General features: G+C 68.4%; 19 protein-coding genes and 2 tRNA genes. 12 read left to right on the top strand and 9 right to left on the bottom strand.

Annotated elements, in window-relative coordinates; genetic code table 11:
- Positions 1 to 1,197: 1,197 nt before the first annotated feature.
- Together ALI22I_RS28245 and ALI22I_RS28240 are read left to right on the top strand one after the other, a co-directional pair.
- On the top strand, positions 1,198 to 2,103 hold the full coding sequence (locus ALI22I_RS28245; protein WP_077008563.1) for a LysR family transcriptional regulator: 906 nt from the start codon (positions 1,198 to 1,200) through the stop codon (positions 2,101 to 2,103).
- A 105-nt stretch (positions 2,104 to 2,208) separates the two neighbouring features.
- On the top strand, positions 2,209 to 2,460 hold the full coding sequence (locus ALI22I_RS28240) for a hypothetical protein (RefSeq protein WP_077008562.1): 252 nt from the start codon (positions 2,209 to 2,211) through the stop codon (positions 2,458 to 2,460).
- A 215-nt stretch (positions 2,461 to 2,675) separates the two neighbouring features.
- On the opposite strand, the gene ALI22I_RS28235 is transcribed toward ALI22I_RS28240, so the two are convergent.
- Positions 2,676 to 2,749 (bottom strand) — tRNA-Pro (locus ALI22I_RS28235).
- 61 nt (positions 2,750 to 2,810) lie between these two features.
- Between ALI22I_RS28235 and ALI22I_RS28230 the strand changes: the two genes are divergently transcribed.
- Positions 2,811 to 2,884 (top strand) — tRNA-Gly (locus ALI22I_RS28230).
- A gap of 693 nt (positions 2,885 to 3,577) precedes the next feature.
- On the opposite strand, the gene ALI22I_RS28225 is transcribed toward ALI22I_RS28230, so the two are convergent.
- The gene (locus ALI22I_RS28225) at positions 3,578 to 4,204 is read right to left on the bottom strand and encodes a hypothetical protein (RefSeq protein ID WP_077008561.1); all 627 of its coding nucleotides are present in this window, start codon (positions 4,202 to 4,204) and stop codon (positions 3,578 to 3,580) included.
- A 14-nt stretch (positions 4,205 to 4,218) separates the two neighbouring features.
- Here ALI22I_RS28225 and ALI22I_RS28220 point away from each other — a divergent pair, with 14 nt between their 5' ends.
- Both ALI22I_RS28220 and ALI22I_RS28215 read left to right on the top strand, forming a co-directional pair.
- Positions 4,219 to 4,572 (top strand): VOC family protein, encoded by a 354-nt coding sequence (locus ALI22I_RS28220; RefSeq protein WP_077008560.1) that lies wholly within the window; start codon positions 4,219 to 4,221, stop codon positions 4,570 to 4,572.
- Positions 4,573 to 4,657: 85 nt separating this feature from the next.
- Entirely contained in the window at positions 4,658 to 5,329 is a 672-nt protein-coding gene (locus tag ALI22I_RS28215) for an alpha/beta fold hydrolase (RefSeq protein WP_179118388.1), read from the top strand.
- Here ALI22I_RS28215 and ALI22I_RS54825 read toward each other — a convergent pair.
- Together ALI22I_RS54825 and ALI22I_RS28210 are read right to left on the bottom strand one after the other, a co-directional pair.
- Positions 5,317 to 5,439 carry a hypothetical protein gene (locus tag ALI22I_RS54825; protein WP_274523002.1) on the bottom strand — a complete coding sequence of 41 codons (123 nt, stop codon included), beginning with the start codon at positions 5,437 to 5,439 and terminating at the stop codon, positions 5,317 to 5,319. The genes ALI22I_RS28215 and ALI22I_RS54825 overlap by 13 nt on opposite strands.
- Positions 5,440 to 5,470: 31 nt before the next feature.
- On the bottom strand, positions 5,471 to 6,190 hold the full coding sequence (locus ALI22I_RS28210) for a maleylpyruvate isomerase family mycothiol-dependent enzyme (protein WP_077008558.1): 720 nt from the start codon (positions 6,188 to 6,190) through the stop codon (positions 5,471 to 5,473).
- 83 nt (positions 6,191 to 6,273) lie between these two features.
- Between ALI22I_RS28210 and ALI22I_RS28205 the strand changes: the two genes are divergently transcribed.
- Both ALI22I_RS28205 and ALI22I_RS28200 read left to right on the top strand, forming a co-directional pair.
- Positions 6,274 to 7,482, top strand: a complete 1,209-nt coding sequence (locus tag ALI22I_RS28205; RefSeq protein WP_077008557.1) for a GNAT family N-acetyltransferase — start codon at positions 6,274 to 6,276, stop codon at positions 7,480 to 7,482.
- 62 nt (positions 7,483 to 7,544) lie between these two features.
- Positions 7,545 to 8,294, top strand: coding sequence for a hypothetical protein (locus ALI22I_RS28200; RefSeq protein ID WP_077008556.1), 750 nt, complete (start codon positions 7,545 to 7,547; stop codon positions 8,292 to 8,294).
- A 25-nt stretch (positions 8,295 to 8,319) separates the two neighbouring features.
- Here ALI22I_RS28200 and ALI22I_RS28195 read toward each other — a convergent pair whose 3' ends face one another.
- Entirely contained in the window at positions 8,320 to 9,123 is an 804-nt protein-coding gene (locus ALI22I_RS28195; RefSeq protein ID WP_077008555.1) for an Fpg/Nei family DNA glycosylase, read from the bottom strand.
- Positions 9,123 to 9,590 carry a ribose-5-phosphate isomerase gene (locus ALI22I_RS28190; protein ID WP_077008554.1) on the bottom strand — a complete coding sequence of 156 codons (468 nt, stop codon included), beginning with the start codon at positions 9,588 to 9,590 and terminating at the stop codon, positions 9,123 to 9,125. The genes ALI22I_RS28195 and ALI22I_RS28190 overlap by 1 nt, the downstream gene beginning before the upstream one ends.
- Before the next feature lie 27 nt (positions 9,591 to 9,617).
- On the opposite strand from ALI22I_RS28190, the gene ALI22I_RS28185 reads away from it, so the two are divergent.
- Positions 9,618 to 10,328 (top strand): 2-phosphosulfolactate phosphatase, encoded by a 711-nt coding sequence (locus ALI22I_RS28185; protein WP_077008553.1) that lies wholly within the window; start codon positions 9,618 to 9,620, stop codon positions 10,326 to 10,328.
- A 282-nt stretch (positions 10,329 to 10,610) separates the two neighbouring features.
- Here ALI22I_RS28185 and ALI22I_RS28180 read toward each other — a convergent pair whose 3' ends face one another.
- Positions 10,611 to 11,978 carry an aldehyde dehydrogenase family protein gene (locus tag ALI22I_RS28180; protein WP_083752068.1) on the bottom strand — a complete coding sequence of 456 codons (1,368 nt, stop codon included), beginning with the start codon at positions 11,976 to 11,978 and terminating at the stop codon, positions 10,611 to 10,613.
- Between the two features lie 67 nt (positions 11,979 to 12,045).
- The gene (locus tag ALI22I_RS28175) at positions 12,046 to 12,660 is read right to left on the bottom strand and encodes a DsbA family protein (protein WP_077008551.1); all 615 of its coding nucleotides are present in this window, start codon (positions 12,658 to 12,660) and stop codon (positions 12,046 to 12,048) included.
- 222 nt (positions 12,661 to 12,882) lie between these two features.
- Between ALI22I_RS28175 and pepN the strand changes: the two genes are divergently transcribed.
- The 4 genes from pepN to ALI22I_RS28155 all read left to right on the top strand — a co-directional run bounded on the left by pepN (position 12,883) and on the right by ALI22I_RS28155 (position 16,793).
- Positions 12,883 to 15,444: an aminopeptidase N gene (gene pepN, locus ALI22I_RS28170; RefSeq protein ID WP_077008550.1), complete on the top strand. Its 2,562-nt coding sequence runs from the start codon at positions 12,883 to 12,885 to the stop codon at positions 15,442 to 15,444.
- Between the two features lie 72 nt (positions 15,445 to 15,516).
- Positions 15,517 to 15,747 carry a hypothetical protein gene (locus ALI22I_RS28165; RefSeq protein ID WP_077008549.1) on the top strand — a complete coding sequence of 77 codons (231 nt, stop codon included), beginning with the start codon at positions 15,517 to 15,519 and terminating at the stop codon, positions 15,745 to 15,747.
- Positions 15,737 to 16,045, top strand: a complete 309-nt coding sequence (locus ALI22I_RS28160) for a type II toxin-antitoxin system PemK/MazF family toxin (protein ID WP_077008548.1) — start codon at positions 15,737 to 15,739, stop codon at positions 16,043 to 16,045. The genes ALI22I_RS28165 and ALI22I_RS28160 overlap by 11 nt, the downstream gene beginning before the upstream one ends.
- 97 nt (positions 16,046 to 16,142) lie before the next feature.
- Positions 16,143 to 16,793, top strand: a complete 651-nt coding sequence (locus tag ALI22I_RS28155) for a hypothetical protein (protein ID WP_077008547.1) — start codon at positions 16,143 to 16,145, stop codon at positions 16,791 to 16,793.
- Here ALI22I_RS28155 and ALI22I_RS28150 read toward each other — a convergent pair whose 3' ends face one another.
- Positions 16,794 to 17,645: a helix-turn-helix domain-containing protein gene (locus ALI22I_RS28150; RefSeq protein ID WP_083752067.1), complete on the bottom strand. Its 852-nt coding sequence runs from the start codon at positions 17,643 to 17,645 to the stop codon at positions 16,794 to 16,796.
- Between the last annotated feature and the right edge of the window lie 158 nt (positions 17,646 to 17,803).

Below are 17,803 nucleotides of genomic sequence, written 5' to 3'. Positions count from 1 at the left end.
GCTCCGGGCGTCGCAAGCGGGTGAACCGGAGGGCGGGGCGGGGTGTCGGGGCATTGTTCCGGCAATACCGGTGCGCCGGAATCGCTTTGTGTGATCGATCCTGGAATTCGTGATGTCGGCGGAATTCCGGGCGTTCGGGCTGCCCTTCGGGGTCGTGTTCAGTGACCCTCTCGGCGGCCTCGGCGACGCGCCCTCTGAGGGCGGCACAAATCACAACAGCGGTTCTCAACGACTGGGCCGTCTGGCCCCGCTTCGGCACCCTGTCGCTGCCGTCCCGCTCCTGCTCCTGCCGCACCGTTCCGGACCTGGTTCCAGACCTCGATCCGGGCTTCGGTCCGCTCCCGACGCGCCCCCGATCCGCGGTCGATCCGCGGTCGATCCGGGGTCGATCCGAGCTTGACCCCGGCCTGCCTCAGGCTGCTCCGGAAGCGTTGACGCACTGTCAACACCGGCCGCCGACCGCAATTCGCGGTCTCGCCAGGGGCGGTTCGGGCGCAGGACTGCAGCCCAACGGCCGATCGACACACCGTGCGGTTAGGCCGTTCGGGTGGCAGTGGGAGCCGCGACCACGGTGGAGTGCGTCATCACCGAGCGGAGCCGTCCGACAGTCGTGTAACACGGATGCCGTAACGCCGACTAACGGTCGGCAACCGACTTCGAGGGGAGGTTCGACCCAAGGGGTGAATTAGGGCCGTTTGGAGTAGCGCTCGACAGAAAACTTTCACTTGTCGAGATGACTCCACTCGCCGTAGTCCATTAGTGTGGGTTTCAGGTAGCGTGACGCCCGACCCGCATGTTGGACCAGGAATTATTCACGTTGCCGGACGTTCTGGGGGGCCAGCAGCGGACGCAACCGGCAACCGGGACCGACAGGAACGAGCGAGACAATGTCATCGAGCTCTTTAACCACCTACCAGACAAGGTGCCGATGACCCGATGAAAACCATTCCGCCGCTGCCGAACACTAACCCAGGACCACCACCGGGTGCCGGCCGTCACTTCGGTGCCCGAGGGGTTCCGGACACACCGCACGCCCACCGGGTACCACCCCTCACGGTAGAGCGGCGATGTTGATCGACCTCAGGTCACGCGCTCGCAGGAGCGCAGCCAGGTCGTCTGCCGCCACGCACAAGAGATCACGATGCCGCCCAACACCGGCCTCTCGTGGACCACTTATCCGCACCGTTGGGGAGCTCCATGGAGACGCGTCAGCTTTTGGCGTTCACAACTGTGGTTCAAACGGGCAGTTTCACCAAGGCAGCCGCTACGCTGAATTGCTCGCAGCCCACTATAACCACTCGGATCAAGGCACTCGAAGAGACCCTCGGGGTGCCACTTTTCCGCCGACTTCCGCGCGGCATCCAGATGACCTCTGCCGGTGTCGAGCTATTGCCGTTCGCGCGGAACATCATCACTCTCACCGACAAGGCCAGAAAAGCCATCACGATGAACGGCGAGCCGCACGGCAAGCTGGTCATCGGTAGCGCACAGAGCCTGACTGACTACCGTCTGCTACCACTGATCGAGTACATGTGCTGGCGGTACCCGAGCGTCCAGATCTCGCTCCACTCGCGCAACACCCAGGCGAACCTGACCTCGGTGCGTGAGGGGCGACTGGACTGCACCTTCTTCATCGGCTCCGTGGAGCCCCGCGAGGGGTTGGAGACGACGGTGCTGTGCCCGGAGCCGCTGGTCATGGTCGCCGGCCCGACCCACGCCCTCACCAGGCGTTCGGTGATCACCGAGGACGAGCTGCGCGGCAGCACGCTCATCCGGGCCGAGAACGGCGCCAGTTACTACGAGCAGTTCGAGCAGGCGTTGGGTTTGCATGAAGCGGAGTCGAAGTCGCCGGTGTTGGCGCTCGACTCGATCGACGCCGCCAAGCGGGCGGTCGCCTCGGGTCTGGGGATTTCGCTTGTCCCCGAGGTGACGGTCGCGGCGGAGCTCGCCGACGGCAGGCTGTGCCGACTGCCCTGGGTCCCGCCGTTCCGGGTGTACACCCAGTTCGCGTGGCGCCAGGACAACTCCACCAACCCGTCCGTGACGGCACTCGTGTCGGCGGCGGCGCAGGTGGTAAGCGAGCAGGTGGCCACTCCGGCATGACACTGGGGAGCCGTTCTTGAGCGCCCGGGCGCGGGTGTGCTCAAGAACGGCCCGCGTTTCGCGACGGGTCCGTTTCGCGACGCGGCCGCCGGGTAGGCCGAACACATGACCGTCAAAGCTCGTCACCTGCGTGAGTTGCTGGACTCCGACCTGCCGGACCCCAACCTGGTCCTGATCGAAGGACGGTTGGAAGTGATCCCGGTAGACGACCTCGACACGGACCGCTTCCGCGGCGCCCTGCTGCTGGTGTCGAGATCCGAACTCCTGGCCCGCGGCGTCGACGAGGACTCCAGCGACGAAGACCTGGAACGCCAAGCCGCCACGATCTCCACCGCGGTGAACGAGCTAGGCGGCTAACCGCCCTCCGGCTCGTCACCCTCCTCCGGGGTCACATCAGGCTCCTCAGCCTCAACCCCGAACCCCGGCGCCTGCTCAGGCGCCCCTTGCCCAGGGTCGGCAGCCGCGATCCGAGGCCGCGAACTCAGGCTCAGGCTCGAACGGTGCAGTAGTCATGGGCCCCGGTTACCCCAGGAAGAGCCCTGACCAACCACAAGGGCTGGCCAGGGCGACCGTCGGGGCGACAGGATTTGAACCTGCGACCCCCCGCTCCCAAAGCGGGTGCGCTACCAAACTGCGCCACGCCCCGGTCCACCCCACTCTATCGCGACCCGCTAAGCTAACCCCGCGCCCACCCCGGTAGGCGCGTCGCGGGTGTAGCTCAATGGTAGAGCCCCAGCCTTCCAAGCTGGTCATGCGGGTTCGATTCCCGTCACCCGCTCCACCTTCTTCTTGCTGGTAGATCGCTTACGGACCGTCCCACGTGGACGGTCTTTTGTTTCCTGTGGGCCTTCGGTGCCCCTGGCGCGCCCCCTTCTGCTCCGGTGTGCCCTTCGACAGTGATCATTGCCTCATCCCGGCCACGATCTTCCGGGGCGGAGGCTGGTTGTCGGCCGCACGAGGACCGCGGCGGGCGGTCCTCGTGCGGTGGCTGCGGTCATGGATCGTCTGTTGTGGACGGTCTTGGGCTTCTGTGTTCCGGCGTGCAGCTTCGTGGCATCGCCGGTCTCGACGTCCGATGGGAGTCGCTTGTTGTGAACGGTGGGCTGTGTCTGCACCCCGGCGGGGCGGGAATCGGGTGGCTGTGGTCTTCGTTGGTGCGGTGAATGGGCTGGTTCGGGGGATAGACCGTGGATTTTGTGCGCCCCGCTGGGGTAGTTGTCGGGCGAGTTCCACACGGACGGGGGAATCGTTTCGCTTGACGGGCGGCCTATGTGAAGCTCTACGCTGAGCATGACCGGATTTCATTGTCTCCCCGACATGTGCGAGAAGTTGTGGTCAGGCGGTCGCGGGAAACGGGCCGACGCGCGCCAAGAGGTTGGTGCGTTTCCTGCGGTTCGCATCTATTGGTTGAGTCGGACATGCGGCCGGCATGATGGCAGGTGGGAAGGTCTTGTGGATTGGTTGAGACTGCGGTCTAGGTTGTGAGGTTGAAGTGGTCGGCTACTTCGTCGGCTACGGTCTCCGCGTCTTGTGAGCCGTCTACCTCGATTACTCTGATCCCCAGTGAATTGGCGTGTTGGACGCAGTCGGCGGCTATCAGGCGGTCGCGTTCCAGGCGGTTGCGTTGGGCTTGGGCTGGGTCGCTGACCTTGTGGGTGAGGCTGCGGGCGCGGGGGAGGGTGTTGGCCTGGTGTAGGCGGAACTCGTCGGTTGGGACCATCACGATCATCTGGTTCGGGGACTTCATGATGGGGGCTGCCAGTTCTGGTCTCAGGCCCCAGCCTTCGGCGATGATCGGACGTCCGGAGACCAAGCCGCGCAGGTCGTCCAAGGCCCATTCGAAGCGTTGTGGGAAGTGTTGGAGGACCCACTCCGCTGTTTCGGCTGGTGTGTTGCGGACGTAGGCGATCTCGGGGTCGAGCAGCTGCACCCCGGCGGCGATCCGCCGGTCCAGGTGTCCACGGGCGTCGTGGTAGTCGTAGTGGTACGCGGTCAGTCCATATCGGACGGCCAGGATGCGGGCTACCGTGCTCTTCCCCGCCCATTGGCCACCAGTGATCCACAACGTCCGGCCCAGTGTGCCGAAAGGGTCCCAGGTCACCTCATGATGGAACCATGCAGCTGAACCAGATCGTGGTGGATTGCCTCGAACCCTCACGTCTTGTGCGCTTCTGGGCGGCACTGCTCGGTGGTGAACCGGTCGATCGCTCGCACGGTTGGGCGCACGTGTCACCACCCGGTTGGCCGCGCATCTCGTTCCAGCCCGTGCCCGAACCGAAGAGCATGAAGAACCGCCTTCACCTGGACATCGAGGTGCGGGACCTCGCGGAGGCGACGGCACAGGCCATTGAGCTGGGAGCCACGGCGTCGGGCGGCGTTCAGACCGATGAGCAGGGCAGCTTCCAAGTCCTCCTCGACCCCGCCGGCAACGAGTTCTGCTTCGTCACGGGCTACGACCGTGATCGGTAGGTTCAGCAAGCGAGCGGCTCGGGAGCGGTTCGTTGAAGCGCTCGACAAAGCGATGGACGCGTGGCCGCCGCATGAGATCTTGGACGTGCCGACGACCTGGGGCACGACCCGCGTCCACCACCGCCCTGGTACGGGCAAGCCGATCGTCCTGCTGCACGGTGCCGGCGCGACCTCGGCGATGTGGGCGGGCACGGTGAAGAGGATCAACAGACCGGTGTTCGCCGTCGACATTCTCGGTGACGCCGGCGGCGGCGTGCAGACCGCACCGTTGACAAAAGGCATGAACGCCTGGTTGGCCGAAGTGCTCAAGGCGCTCGACCTCGAAGACCCGCTCCTGGTCGGCATTTCGTACGGGGCCTGGATCGCCGCACTGCACCCGGTGACCGAATCGGTGCTGGTGGAACCCGCCGCGGGCACGTTCGCGCCTTACCGGTTCCGGGCCGTGTTCTACGCCGTGCTGGCCAAGCTCAGCCGCTCGGAATGGGCTTGGCGCCGGTACCTGAGGTGGCTCTCGAACGGTGAGGAGCCGTCCGATGCGGCGGTCATCGGCCTCACGCACTGGCGCACGGGCCTGCCTCTACCCCGCCGGATCAGAACACCGATCGAAGCGCGGACGGTGGTGATCGTGGGTGAGCACAGTCGGGCGCAGGATTCGCGCAAGGTCATCGCCAGGGCGAAGGAGCTGTCGAACGCCCGGATCGTCGTGGTGCGCGGCGGTCACGGGTTGCCCGTGAACCTGGCCGACTACCTGGAGTAGGACGTCATCGCGCGCCACAGGGCCTCGCCGAAGCGGACCGCCAGTAGCACCATGAGGAAGCCGATGGTGCAGGTCAGCGTGCATCTCAGGATCAGGCGGAGCTTCGTCACGGGCACAGTGTGCATCCCGCCGGGCGGGGAGTCAGCTGGTTGCGGCCGCGACAGCCGCACGCAGTTGGCGCACGACCGTGACGTCGCCTTCCACGGACAGCTGGTCCTCCCCCACCCGCCCCCACAACCACAGGTCCACCGTCGACGGCGATCCGCTGACCACGGCCGCCGGGTCGGCTCCCGGGCAGTAGTCGACGATCCCCTCGTGCAGCGCCACGGTCCACTCCCGGCCGGGCACTCGTAGCGACACCGCCCGCCCCGACGTGTGCGCACCGGGCGGCTGGTGGCAGCCCAGCCACAGTGTCAGCACCTCGTCGATGCCGTCGGCCGCCAGTCCCGTCCCCAACGGCGCCGCCAAGCCGATCGCGGCCTGCGCGTCAACCCTGTGCACGGCCGTCTCGTGCGCCATGCGCCGCAACCAGAACCCCAGCGTGCGGTCCCAGGGACACCACGTCGCCGCAGGTGAGGCAGCACGCGCCGGGTCCAGGACAGCGATCAACGACGCCGCGCCGATCCGGTACCAGTCGATGGGGTCCGCGTCACCCGGTGAGCACGTCCACTCCGCCGGCCGGGCGCCACGGGTGATCCACCGCGTCACCATCCGGTGGATCGATCCGACGTGTTCGATCAGGTCCGCGACCGTCATCCCCGGACACCCCGGCACCGGCCGGTCCGGTGGGGCGAGGTCGGCCGCGACCGCCAACGCCGCCGCTTCGACGCGGAGCGCGCTCGCCAACGAGTGGGCGTCCATCGGCGCAGCATCGCGGAACAACCGGCCTGGGTGCACCCCTGAATTGGTTCGCGCGGAACGCATGACCGGCGTATGAACGTGCCATGGCGCTCACCCTCCGGACCCTCACCGCGGACGACCTCCGAGAGTTCCAGCGGATGGTCAACTCCTCGTTCCTCTTCGACAGCGTCGAGGATCGGCTCGAAGAGTGGCGTCCCATCTTCGAGCCGGAACGCCACCACGCGGTGTTCGACGGTGACGAGCTGATCGGCGGCGGCGGCATCCAGACCCGGGAGATCACGGTTCCCGGCAACGGTCCCCAGCCGGTCGCCGCGGTCACGTCGGTGGGTGTGAAACCGGGTCATCGCCGCCGGGGCGTGCTCACCCGCGTGATGCGGGCGCAGCTGCACGGCCTGCACGAAGAGGGCCGCGAGGCGGTGGCCGCGCTGTGGGCGTCGGAGGCGGCGATCTACCCCCGGTTCGGGTACGGGATGGCGGCGGAGTTCGCCCGGCTTTCCGTGCCGCGCGGGGTGGCGTTCCGGCGCGGGGTGTCGGTGGGTGGCGAGCGGGTGCGCGAGGTGTCGCGGGACGAGGCCATGCCCGCGATGAAGGCCGTGTACGAGGCGATCCGGCCGGGCCGCACGGGGTGGCTGAGCCGGGCGGACGGCAACTGGGACCACCACCTCGCCGACGCCGAACACCACCGGGACGGCCTCAGCGCCTTCCGGTACGTGCTGCACCCGCAGGGTTACGCGGTCTACCGGATCAAGTCGGACTGGCAGGACCGCGGCCCGCGCAACGAGCTGCACGTGCGGGAGATCGCGGCGCGGACCGACGAGGCCTACGCGGCGATCTACCGGTACCTGCTGGATATCGACATGGTCGGCGAGCTGCAGTTCTTCACCGCATCGGATGACCCGATCGTGCACCTGCTGGAGGACTCACGGCTCGCGTTGCGCAGTCGGGCCGACTCGCTGTGGGTGCGGATCGTGGACGTCGACCGCGCGCTCACCCAGCGCCGCTACAGCTCGGACGTGGACGCGGTGCTGGAGGTGTCGGACGAGTTCTGCCCGTGGAACTCGGGCCGGTGGCGGTTCACCGTGAAGGACGGTGGGGCGACGGTGCAGCGGGTGGACGACGAGCCGGACGTGGTCCTGGACGTGCAGGCGTTGGGCGCGGTGTACCTCGGTGGGACGAAGCTGACGTCGATGGCGCGTGCCCAGCGGGTACAGGAGGTCACAGAGGGTGTCGTGAACGCCTTGTCGCACGCCTTTTCGGGTGACCGCGACCCCCATTGCCCGGAGGTGTTTTGACCGGTTCGGGAACCTCTGCCGGCCGGGCGGCGTTTTCCGGACAACAGGCACCAGGAGGGTCGATGACCACCGCGATCGTGTTGCTCGTGCTGCTGGCTCTGGTGGTGGGCGCGGGCTGGTACTTCGCCAAGTCCGCCGCCGAGAAGCGACGCCGTCAGTTGGAGGACGCCCAGGCCGACGCACGTCGTTGGGTGGAGCGGTTGGGCGGCCAGGTGATGAACCTGACCGGCACGGACGTCGCCTCGCAGCAGGCGCTGGCGGATGCGTCCGAGCGGTTCATCGCGGCCGGGTCGCAGATGGAGCAGGCCGCCACGGTGGAGCAGTGCCGGCTGGTCACGCAGACCGCGATGGAGGGCCTGTACTACGTGCGGGCCGCCCGTACCGCGATGGGCTTGGACCCCGGTCCGGAGCTGCCCGACCTCACCGGACAGAGCCGCGCGGGCAAGGTGTCGGAGGAGCGTGACGTCGAGGTGGAGGGCCACCGGTACGTCGCCTCGCCGCGGCCCGATTCCCGCACGCCGCACTACTACCCCGGTGGCGTGGTCGCCGGCCGGCCCGTGCCGCAGGGCTGGTACTCGGAGCCGTGGTGGAAGCCCGCTCTGGTGGCCGGCGCCTGGGGCTTCGGCTCGATGCTGCTGTTCAGCGCGATGTTCTCCGGCATGGTCGGTGTGCCGGCCGCGGTCGCCGCCGAGGACACCGGTGCGGATGACGGCGGCGACGGTGGTGACGGCGGCGACGCGGGCGGTGACGGCGGGGACGCCGGCGGCGGCGACTGGGGTGGCGGCGGCGACTTCGGCGGGTTCGACATCTGACCCGGCTGCATCTGACCCGGTTGCGTCAGGCCGGTTGGCAGGTCGGGCACCAGTAGAGGTTGCGGCCGGCCAGGTCGGCGGCGGCCACGGGTGTGCCGCAGACCAGGCACGGTTGACCGGTGCGGCGGTAGACGTAGACCTCGCCGCCGTGCCGGTCCTGGCGCGGTGCGCGGCCGGTGACCTCGGGCAGGTGTTCCGGGCGGACGGTGTCGATGCGGCCGATCTTCACGCCGGCACGCATCAGCAGGGTCAGGTCGAGCCACAGGTCGTCCCACAGCGCCCGGTCGATCCGGTTGCCGGGTGTCAGCGGGTGGACGCCGTGCCGGAACAGGACCTCGGCGCGGTAGACGTTGCCGACGCCGGCGAGCACGGTCTGGTCCATCAGCAGCACGGCGACGGACTGGCGGGACCGGGCGACGCGCGCGTAGGCCAGGTCCGGTTTCGCGTCACGGCGCAGCGGGTCCGGGCCGAGGCGGGCGCGCAGGGCGGTGACCTCGACGTCGGTCAGGAGCTCGCACCGGTTCGGGCCGCGCAGGTCGGTCCAGTGGGTGGGGCCGGCCAGACGCATCCGCACCTGGCCGACCGGCTCGGTCACCGGGTGCGGCGACTCGGTGAACGTGCCGTAGAGGCCGAGGTGGACGTGCACGGTCGCGTCCGGGCCGTACACGTGGAACAGGTGCTTGCCGTGCGCCTCGGCGCGCTCGAACAGCCGACCGTCCACAAGGGACGTCGAGAACCTGCCCTGCGGGCTCGACACCCGGACCGTCGAGCCCGCGTAACGGCGCTGGTGCAGCTTCGCCAGGCGGTGGAGTGTGTGACCTTCGGGCATCAGGGCAGGGCCGGTGCCTCGCCGGTGCGCTCGTACTCGCTGAGGATGCCGATGCGGCGGGCGTGCCGTTCCTGGCCGGAGAACGAGGTGGCCAGGAATGCCTCCACGATCGCGAACGCCTCCTCGGTGGTGTGCATCCGGCCGCCGACGCCGATCAGCTGGGCGTCGTTGTGCTCGCGGGCGAGCTTCGCCGTCTCCACGTTGTAGGCCAGCGCGCAACGGGCGCCGGGCACCTTGTTCGCGGCGATCTGCTCGCCGTTGCCGGAGCCGCCGATGACGACGCCCAGGCTGCCTTCGTCCGCGACGACGCGGCGGGCGGCCTCGATGCAGAACGGCGGGTAGTCGTCCTCCGCGTCGTACACGGCGGGGCCGACGTCGATCACGTCGTGGCCCGCGTCGGTCAGGTGCTTGACGAGGTGGGTCTTCAGCTCGAAGCCCGCGTGGTCGGATCCCAGGTAAACGCGCACGTCAGCAAGTCTGCCATCCTTGGGCGAGTGTTCGGACAAGAGGGTTACCGGCTGCGGCTGGAGTGGGGTGCCGAAGGGGTCGCGGCGCTCGGGGGTCAGTGCGCGGTTCTCGTGATCGTGGACGTGCTGTCGTTCTCGACGGCTGTGGACATCGTGGTCGGACGCGGTGGTTCGGTGCGGCCGGTGCGGTGGGCGGACCGGTCTTCGGCGGCACGGCCGGCGGACCCGTCGTGGTCGTTGCGGCCGTCGTCGCTGGTGTCGGTACCTGCGGGGACGGAGTTGGAGTTGCCTTCGGCGAACGGTGCGACGTTGTGCGACCTGGCGGCGTCCACGGGGGCGATCGTGTTGGCCGGGTGTCTGCGGAACGCGCATGCGGTGGCGTTGGCGGCCCGGTCGTTGGCGGCGGACGGCCCGATCGGCGTGGTGCCGGCCGGCGAACGCTGGGGCGTGAACATCTTCACCAACACCGGTGAGCTCGGACCGCTGCGCCCAGCCGTCGAGGACCTACTCGGCGCCGGCGCCGTAATGGCCTCGCTACTCGGCTACGGGTCCGCCTCGGTAGAGGCGGCGTTGGCGGCCGAGATGTACGCGCGCGAGTCCGTGGAGGACGTTCTGACCGGCTGCGTCTCCGGCCGTGAACTGATCGCCGCCGGCCACGCCGCCGACGTAACCCTCGCCTCCGAAGTAAACGTCAGCACCGCCGTCCCCCGCCTGACCGACGGCGTCCTACGCCCCTGACCCGTCGAGAGTCGAACCCTCAGACCCCGAGAGTCGAACCTCCAGACCGCGCGTGTCCAACGTTCAGGTCGCGCGTGTCCAACGTTCAGAACAGGCGAGTTGAACGCTCAGAACACACGCACGCCGCACTCGGCGACGTCCGAGCAAACCTGAGCGTTGAATTCGGGGGTTCTGAGCGTTGGACACGCACGTTCCCAACGTTGGACACGCACGTTCCCAACGTTGGACACGCACGTTCTGAACGTTGGACACGCGCGGGTTGGGGGTTTGGGTCTCGGGGGGTTAGTGCTGGATGGATTTCAGTTCGGTGAACTCGTCCAGGCCGTGGCGGCCGAATTCTCGGCCGGTGCCGGACTGGCGGTAGCCGCCGAAGGGGGCGTTGGTGTTGAAGGCGGCGCCGTTGATGTCGACCTGGCCGGTGCGCAGGCGCTTTGCGATGGAGAGGGCGCGGGCGGGGTCGGCGGAGAAGACTGCGCCGCCCAGGCCGTAGATGGTGGAGTTGGCGATGCGGACGGCGTCGTCATCGTCGGTGTAGGGCAGGACGGACAGGACGGGGCCGAAGATTTCCTCTTGGGCGATGGTCATGTCCGGGAGGACGCTGCCGAAGACGGTGGGGGCTACGTGGAAGCCGCGGTCGGTCGGGCGTTCGGGGCCGCCCAGGGCCAGTTTTGCGCCTTCGGAGATGCCCTGGCGGATGTAGCCGACCACGCGGTCACGTTGGGCGGCCGACACGGCGGGGCCGATGCGGGTGGTGGGGAGGGCGGGGTCGCCGGGCTCGTATTTCGATGCGGCGGCGACGGCGATTTCCAGCGCCTGGTCGTGGAGGGAAGCGGGCACCAGGAGCCTGGTCCACGCGCTGCACGCCTGGCCGTTGTTCATGAACGCGTTCGCCACGCCGATCTTCACCGCACGGGTCAGGTCGGCGTCGTCCAGCACGACGTTCGCGGACTTGCCGCCCAGCTCCAACGCCACCCGCTTGACCGTCTCGGCGGCCAGCGCGGCGACCCGCCGTCCGGCCCGCGTCGACCCGGTGAACGACACCATGTCCACCATCGGGTGAACGGCCAGAGCCTCGCCGACCACCGGCCCCGTGCCGTGGACGACGGAGAACACCCCCTCGGGAGCACCGGCGTCGGCCAGAACGGAGGTCAGCACAGAGGCCAGGAGGTCGGCCGTCATGGGAGCGAGCTCACTCGGCTTGAGCACCACCACGTTGCCCGCCGCCAGCGCGGGCACGACCTTGGCGATCATCTGCTGGAGCGGGAAGTTCCACGGGGTGATGGCGGCGACCACGCCGATCGGCTCGCGCAGCACCAGCGAGTTCCCGATCTCCTCGCCGTCGAAGTAACCCCCGGCGAGCACGTCCGCCACGCCACGCGCGATACCCACGGGGTTCGGCACCTGGACGCGAGAAGCGAACGTGATGGGCGTGCCCATCTCCGCTGTCATGGTCGCGGCCAGCGAGTCGGTCCGCGCCGCCAAAGCGTCGGCCACGCCCCGCACCACCGCCAGCCGGGTCTCCAACGACGTCGCCGACCACGCCGGGAACGCGGCAACGGCCCTGGTCACGGCCGCGTCCACATCGCCGGGCGTGCCGGCGCGAACAGTGCCGATGACCTCTTCGGTGGTCGGGTTGACGACGTCGATCACTGCGGGCTCCCGAGAACGATGTGACACGCCAAGGCGAAATCCGCCTCAGAGTGTCACACCGACGGCCTCAGGAGAAGTCCAAGCCACCCGTCCGGGTCCGCTTGAGCTCGAAGAAGTGCGGGTAGCTCGCCAACGCCCGCGCGCCGTCGAAGATCTTCACGGCGTCCTCGCCGCGGGGGATCTTGGTGAGCACGGGACCGAAGAACGCCACGCCGTCGATGTGGATCGTCGGCGTGCCGACGTCCATGCCCACCGGGTCCATGCCGCGGTGGTGGCTGGCGCGCAGGTCCGCGTCGTGCTCGTCGGTGTGGGCGGCCTCGGCCAGCTCCAAGGGCAGGTCGAGCTCGTCCAAGGCCTCCTTGATGACCTCGTCGTAGTCCTTGTTGCCCTCGTTGTGGAGCCGGGTGCCGAGCGCGGTGTAGAGGTCGCGCAGGACGTCGTCGCCCTTGAGCTTGGCCGCCGCGATCGCGACGCGCACCGGTCCCCAACCGCGGTCGAGCAGGTCGCGGTACTCCGCCGGCAGGTCGCGTCCCTCGTTGAGCACCGACAGGCTCATGACGCGGAAGTCGAGATCGAGATCGCGTTCCTTCTCGACTTCGAGGATCCACCGGGACGAGATCCACGCGAACGGGCAGATCGGGTCGAAGTAGAAGTCGACCTTCGTACGTCCCTCTGTCGACATGCGGTGTTCCCCTCCGTGGCTGTTCATGTGCGGTGCGCCAGGTCCGGCGCCCCCATGGAGCACAACCAGCCGACCGCACGAAGTCTTCCCTCGGACGCCAGTCCACTTCCCGGCGTCCCACGTGATTGGATGCGACTGTCGTGTTCACCGACTCGACACCCATTCCCCATTCCGACGACGTCAGCGCCGAAGATTTCGTGGCGCCGGCAGACGAGGTGACTTGTGGCGGCACCCAACCTCACCCGCGACCAGGCGCAGCAGCGGGCTGCGTTGCTGGAAGTCGACTCCTACCGGATCGAGCTGGACCTGACCGACGGTGGCGGCAAGCCCGGCTCGGACACGTTCCGCTCCACCACGACGGTTGTCTTCCGCAGCCGGACGCCCGGCGCGTCCTCGTGGGTCGACATCGTGGCCGCCAATGTCCACCGCGCCGTGCTCAACGGACACGAGCTGGACGTCTCCGAGTACCGCGAGGAAGACGGCGTCCACCTGCCCGACCTGGCCGAGCTCAACGAGCTCACCGTCGAGGCCGACTGCCGGTACATGAACACCGGCGAGGGCCTGCACCGGTTCGTCGACCCGGTCGACGGCGAGGTCTACCTGTACTCGCAGTTCGAGACGGCCGACGCCAAGCGCATGTTCGCCTGCTTCGACCAGCCCGACCTCAAGTCCGTCTACGACCTGACGGTGACCGCGCCGCACCACTGGAAGGTCGTCTCCAACTCGGCGATCGAATCCACTGTGGACGGCACGGGCGGCGCCGACCGGCACGTCTTCGGTACCACGAAGCCAATGTCGACCTACCTGGTCGCACTGGTCGCGGGCCCGTACGCGGAGTGGCGCGACGAGTTCACCGACGATGGCACGACGATCCCGCTGGGCATCTACTGCCGTGCGTCGCTCGCCCCGCACATGGACCACGAGCGGCTGTTCACCGAGACCAAGCAGGGTTTCGGCTTCTACCACCGCGCCTTCGGGGTCAAGTACCCGTTCGGCAAGTACGATCAGTGCTTCGTGCCCGAGTTCAACGCGGGCGCGATGGAGAACGCGGGCTGCGTCACGTTCCTGGAGGACTACGTCTTCCGCAGCCGCGTCACCCGCTACCTGTACGAACGCCGCGCCGAGACCGTGCTGCACGAGATGGCGCACATGTGGTTCGGCGACCTGGTGACCATGCGCTGGTGGGACGACCTGTGGCTGAACGAGTCGTTCGCCACCTGGGCGTCGGTGCTGGCGCAGGCCGAGGCGACCGAGTACCGGCAGGCGTGGACCACGTTCGCCAAGATCGAGAAGTCGTGGGCGTACCGGCAGGACCAGCTGCCGTCCACGCACCCGGTGGCCTCGGACATCCCGGACCTCCAGGCGGTCGAGGTCAACTTCGACGGCATCACCTACGCCAAGGGCGCCAGCGTCCTCAAGCAGCTGGTGGCGTACGTGGGTCTGGAGAACTTCCTGGCCGGCCTGCGGGTGTACTTCGGCAAGCACGCGTGGGGCAACGCGACGCTGGCCGACCTGCTCGGCGCGCTGGAGGAGGCGTCCGGCCGCGACCTGTCGTGGTGGAGCGCGCAGTGGCTGGAGACCACCGGCCTGAACCTGCTGCGGCCGAAGTACTCGGTCGACGCGGAGGGCCGGTTCACCGAGTTCGCCGTGTTGCAGGGCGGCGCGCGGCCTGGTGCGGGCGAGCTGCGCACGCACCGGTTGGCGATCGGCGTGTACGACTCCGACGCGGACGGCAAGCTCGTGCGCACGCACCGGGTCGAGCTGGACGTGTCCGGCGAGCGCACCGACGTGCCGGAGCTGGTGGGGGTGTCGCGTGGCAAGCTGGTGCTGGTCAACGACGACGACCTCACCTACTGCACGATGCGGTTGGACCCGGACTCGCTGGCGTCGCTGATCGACCACATCGCCGACATCGCCGAGCCGCTGCCGCGCACGCTGTGCTGGTCGGCGGCGTGGGAGATGACGCGTGAGGCGGAGCTGAAGGCCCGGGACTTCGTGAACCTGGTGCTGGGCGGGCTGCACTCGGAGACCGAGGTCGGTGTCGTGCAACGGCTGTTGTTGCAGGCGCAGACGGCGCTGTCGTCGTACGCCGACGCGGCGTGGCGCGACGAGGGCTGGCGCAAGTTCACCACGCGGACGTTGGAGCTGGCCCGTGCGGCCGAGCCCGGTTCGGACCACCAGCTGGCGTTCGTGAACTCGCTGGCGGGTGCGGTGCTGGACGAGGAGACGCTGGCGCTGGTGCGGGGTTGGCTGGACGGCACGGAGGTGCTCGAAGGCCTGGGCATCGACACCGACCTGCGGTGGCGGCTGCTGCACGCGCTGGTCGCGCACGGTGCCGCGTCGCTGGAGGAGATCGACGCCGAGGAGCAGCGCGACCCGACCGCGACCGGGCGCCGCAAGGCCGAGTCGGCACGGGCGCTGCGGCCGACGATCGAGGCCAAGACCGAGGCGTGGGACCGGGCGGTGAACGACGACGAGCTGCCGAACGCGGTGTCGGAGGCCATCATCGGCGGCATCCAGCACCCCGGGCAGAAGGCGCTGTTGCAGCCGTTCGTGGCGCGGTACTTCGCCGACGTCGCCAATGTCTGGGAACGGCGGTCGAGCGAACGGGCGCAGTCCATGGTCGTCGGCCTCTTCCCGTCGTGGTCGATCTCGAAGGAGACGGTGGCGGCAGCGGACGAGTGGCTGGCCGAGGACCGCCCGCCGGCTCTGCGGCGACTGGTGTCGGAAGGCCGCGCGGGCATCGTGCGCGCCCTGGCGGCCCAGGAGTTCGACCGGTCCTGAGTTCGACGTGTTACGTGCGGTGACACCCGAACGTGTGACCGCACGTAACACGATTTGTAGTACACTTCCGGCATGGGCACTATCACCTTTCGCCCCGACACGGAGTCCGAGCGGGCACTGGCGACATTGACGGCCGACGGCCGTAGCGCTTCGGCCGCGATTCGGGAAGCACTGCTCTTGGCCGCCAAGGTGCAGCAGGCCGAGGAGTTGCGCGCGGAAGCACTCGCGCTGGCGGCCGACCCGGACGATGTGGCGGAAGCACGCGCCGTGCTCGCGGATCTGGAGCCTCTGCGTGCGTGGTGAGATCTACCGTCTTCGCGCCCCGCGCAACGCCGGGCACGAACAGCAAGGCAGTCGCTACGCGGTTGTCGTCCAATCCAACGCGCTTCCGCTGAGCACGTGGCTCGTCGCACCGACGTCCACATCGGCGCGACACGCGTCGTTCCGCCCTGAGATCGAACTGAACGGACAACCGACCAGAGTGCTCGTCGAACAGACAACGGCTATCGACCCACAGCGCTTGGGCGAACTGGCAGGCAGGCTCGCATTGCACGAGATGAACGAGGTCGACGCCGCACTTCGCATTGTGCTGGACCTCTGAACCAGAAGTTGAACCTGTCGTCAGGCGTTGAGCCGGTCAGGTGAACGGGCGGTGGTCCTGGGATTGTGCGGCGGTGGGCATCGCTAGCGTTCGGTGAATGGCCGAAATGATCAACGCCGTCGCGAGCCTCTTGTGGCCGCTGGTGGCGCTGTTGTTGTTGTTCGGGTTCCGCTCCCAGCTGCGCGAGGTGATCAGGTCCGCCGCCAAACGTGAGGTCACGTTGGAGATCGGCGGACAGACCGTGTCGCTGGGCACGCTCAGCGAGGCCCAAGGCGAGGCGATCGCAGACCTTCAGAGGCAGCTCGGCGAGTTGCGCGAACAGTTGGGTGCGGACGACGCAACGGTTGCCGTTCCTGCGGCCGAACCGCAGGTGACACCATTCGCGGTGTTGTGGGTGGACGACCATCCGGAGAACAACGTGCTGGAGGTCGCCCGGCTGCGGGACAGCGGCGTCCGGGTCGACCTCGCACGCTCCACACAGGAGGGCGTGACCCTCTTCGAACGCGGCCGATACCGGGCTGTGGTGACGGACATGAGCCGGTACGAGAACGGGGACGAGGTGCCCGACGCCGGGTTGCGGCTGATCGGCGCGGTGCGGGCGTTGGATCCCGTGGTGCCCGTGGCCGTTTACGCGGGCGGGCCCGTAGTGCGGACGAGAAGTGACGTCGCCACGACGGCTGGTGCCAACCTGGTCACCGACTCGCCGTGGGAGCTGTCGGAGTTCTTCCGGAAGCTTGAGCTGCGCTGACTACTGGCGGCCTTCGCGGTCGTAGGCGTCGGCCCAGCGGGCGAATTGGTCTCGGGATTGGGCGGGGGTCAGGACCAGGCGGGCCAGGTGGCGCATCTTGGTCTGGTACGCGGTGACGGCGTTCGGGTCGTCGTGGAAGACGGTGGCGGTGTCGGTTTCGGTGTAGGCGAGTGGCTTGGTGGGGGCGGCGAAGGTCAGCAGGGTTGCGGGGTGGCGCAGGGCGATGTGTGACGGTGCGCTCATCGGGATGATGCGGGGGCTGATTCGGGTCCACCCGCACATCAGCGTCAGGCGTAGTAGTTGGTCGCGCATGACCTTCGGGTCGCCGACGACCATCCGCAACGCGGCCTCGTGGATGTAGAGGACGGTCTCCGGGCCGCCTGGCCTGCGCAGCAGGTCCTGGCGGGTCATGCGGGCCTGGGCGACGGCACGGTTCTTGGTCAGCGCGTAGGCGTAGTCCTCGGTCTGCGCCAGGCTCGGGATCGTCAACGGCTCGTAGGTGGTGACGGTGCGGGCCGCGTGCTCGTGCACGGACAGGGCCGTGAGGGTGTCCGACGACGGGTCGTGCAGGCGCAGGAAACTGCCGGTGTCGGCTTCACTGGCGATGGCCAGGATGCGGTCTCGGGTGGGTTTGTCCGCGCCGCACCGGCCGAGCAGCGTGCCGATTTCCCACGCGCTCGTGCCGCGACTGCCGGTTTCGAGTTTCGACAGCTTCCCCAACGACCAGCCCAGGGCTTCGGCGACGAAACCCGACGACATCCGGGCCCGGTGCCGGACCCGGCGCAATTCCTCCCCCAATTCCCGGCTGCGGGCAGTGCTCAGCCGGGCAGGCGGCCTTTCTTCGGACTCCATGATTCCCCTTGTCAAGCAGGACGCGGCGGGTGGTGGGCGCTGCGCAGATTTCGCGCGCTCCACCACCCGCCGCGCATGTTCGACCAGCGTGCGGGCCGGTCGTCAGCCTTGGTGCGCAACAGCCTGTCCGGCGACGAACAGTCGGTCAATCCCCTTTT

The organism is Saccharothrix sp. ALI-22-I (assembly GCF_001984175.1).
Taxonomy (GTDB): Bacteria; Actinomycetota; Actinomycetes; order Mycobacteriales; family Pseudonocardiaceae; genus Actinosynnema.
The sequence above is the reverse complement of the archived record's forward strand: the minus strand, read 5'-3'. Positions and strand labels throughout refer to the sequence as shown.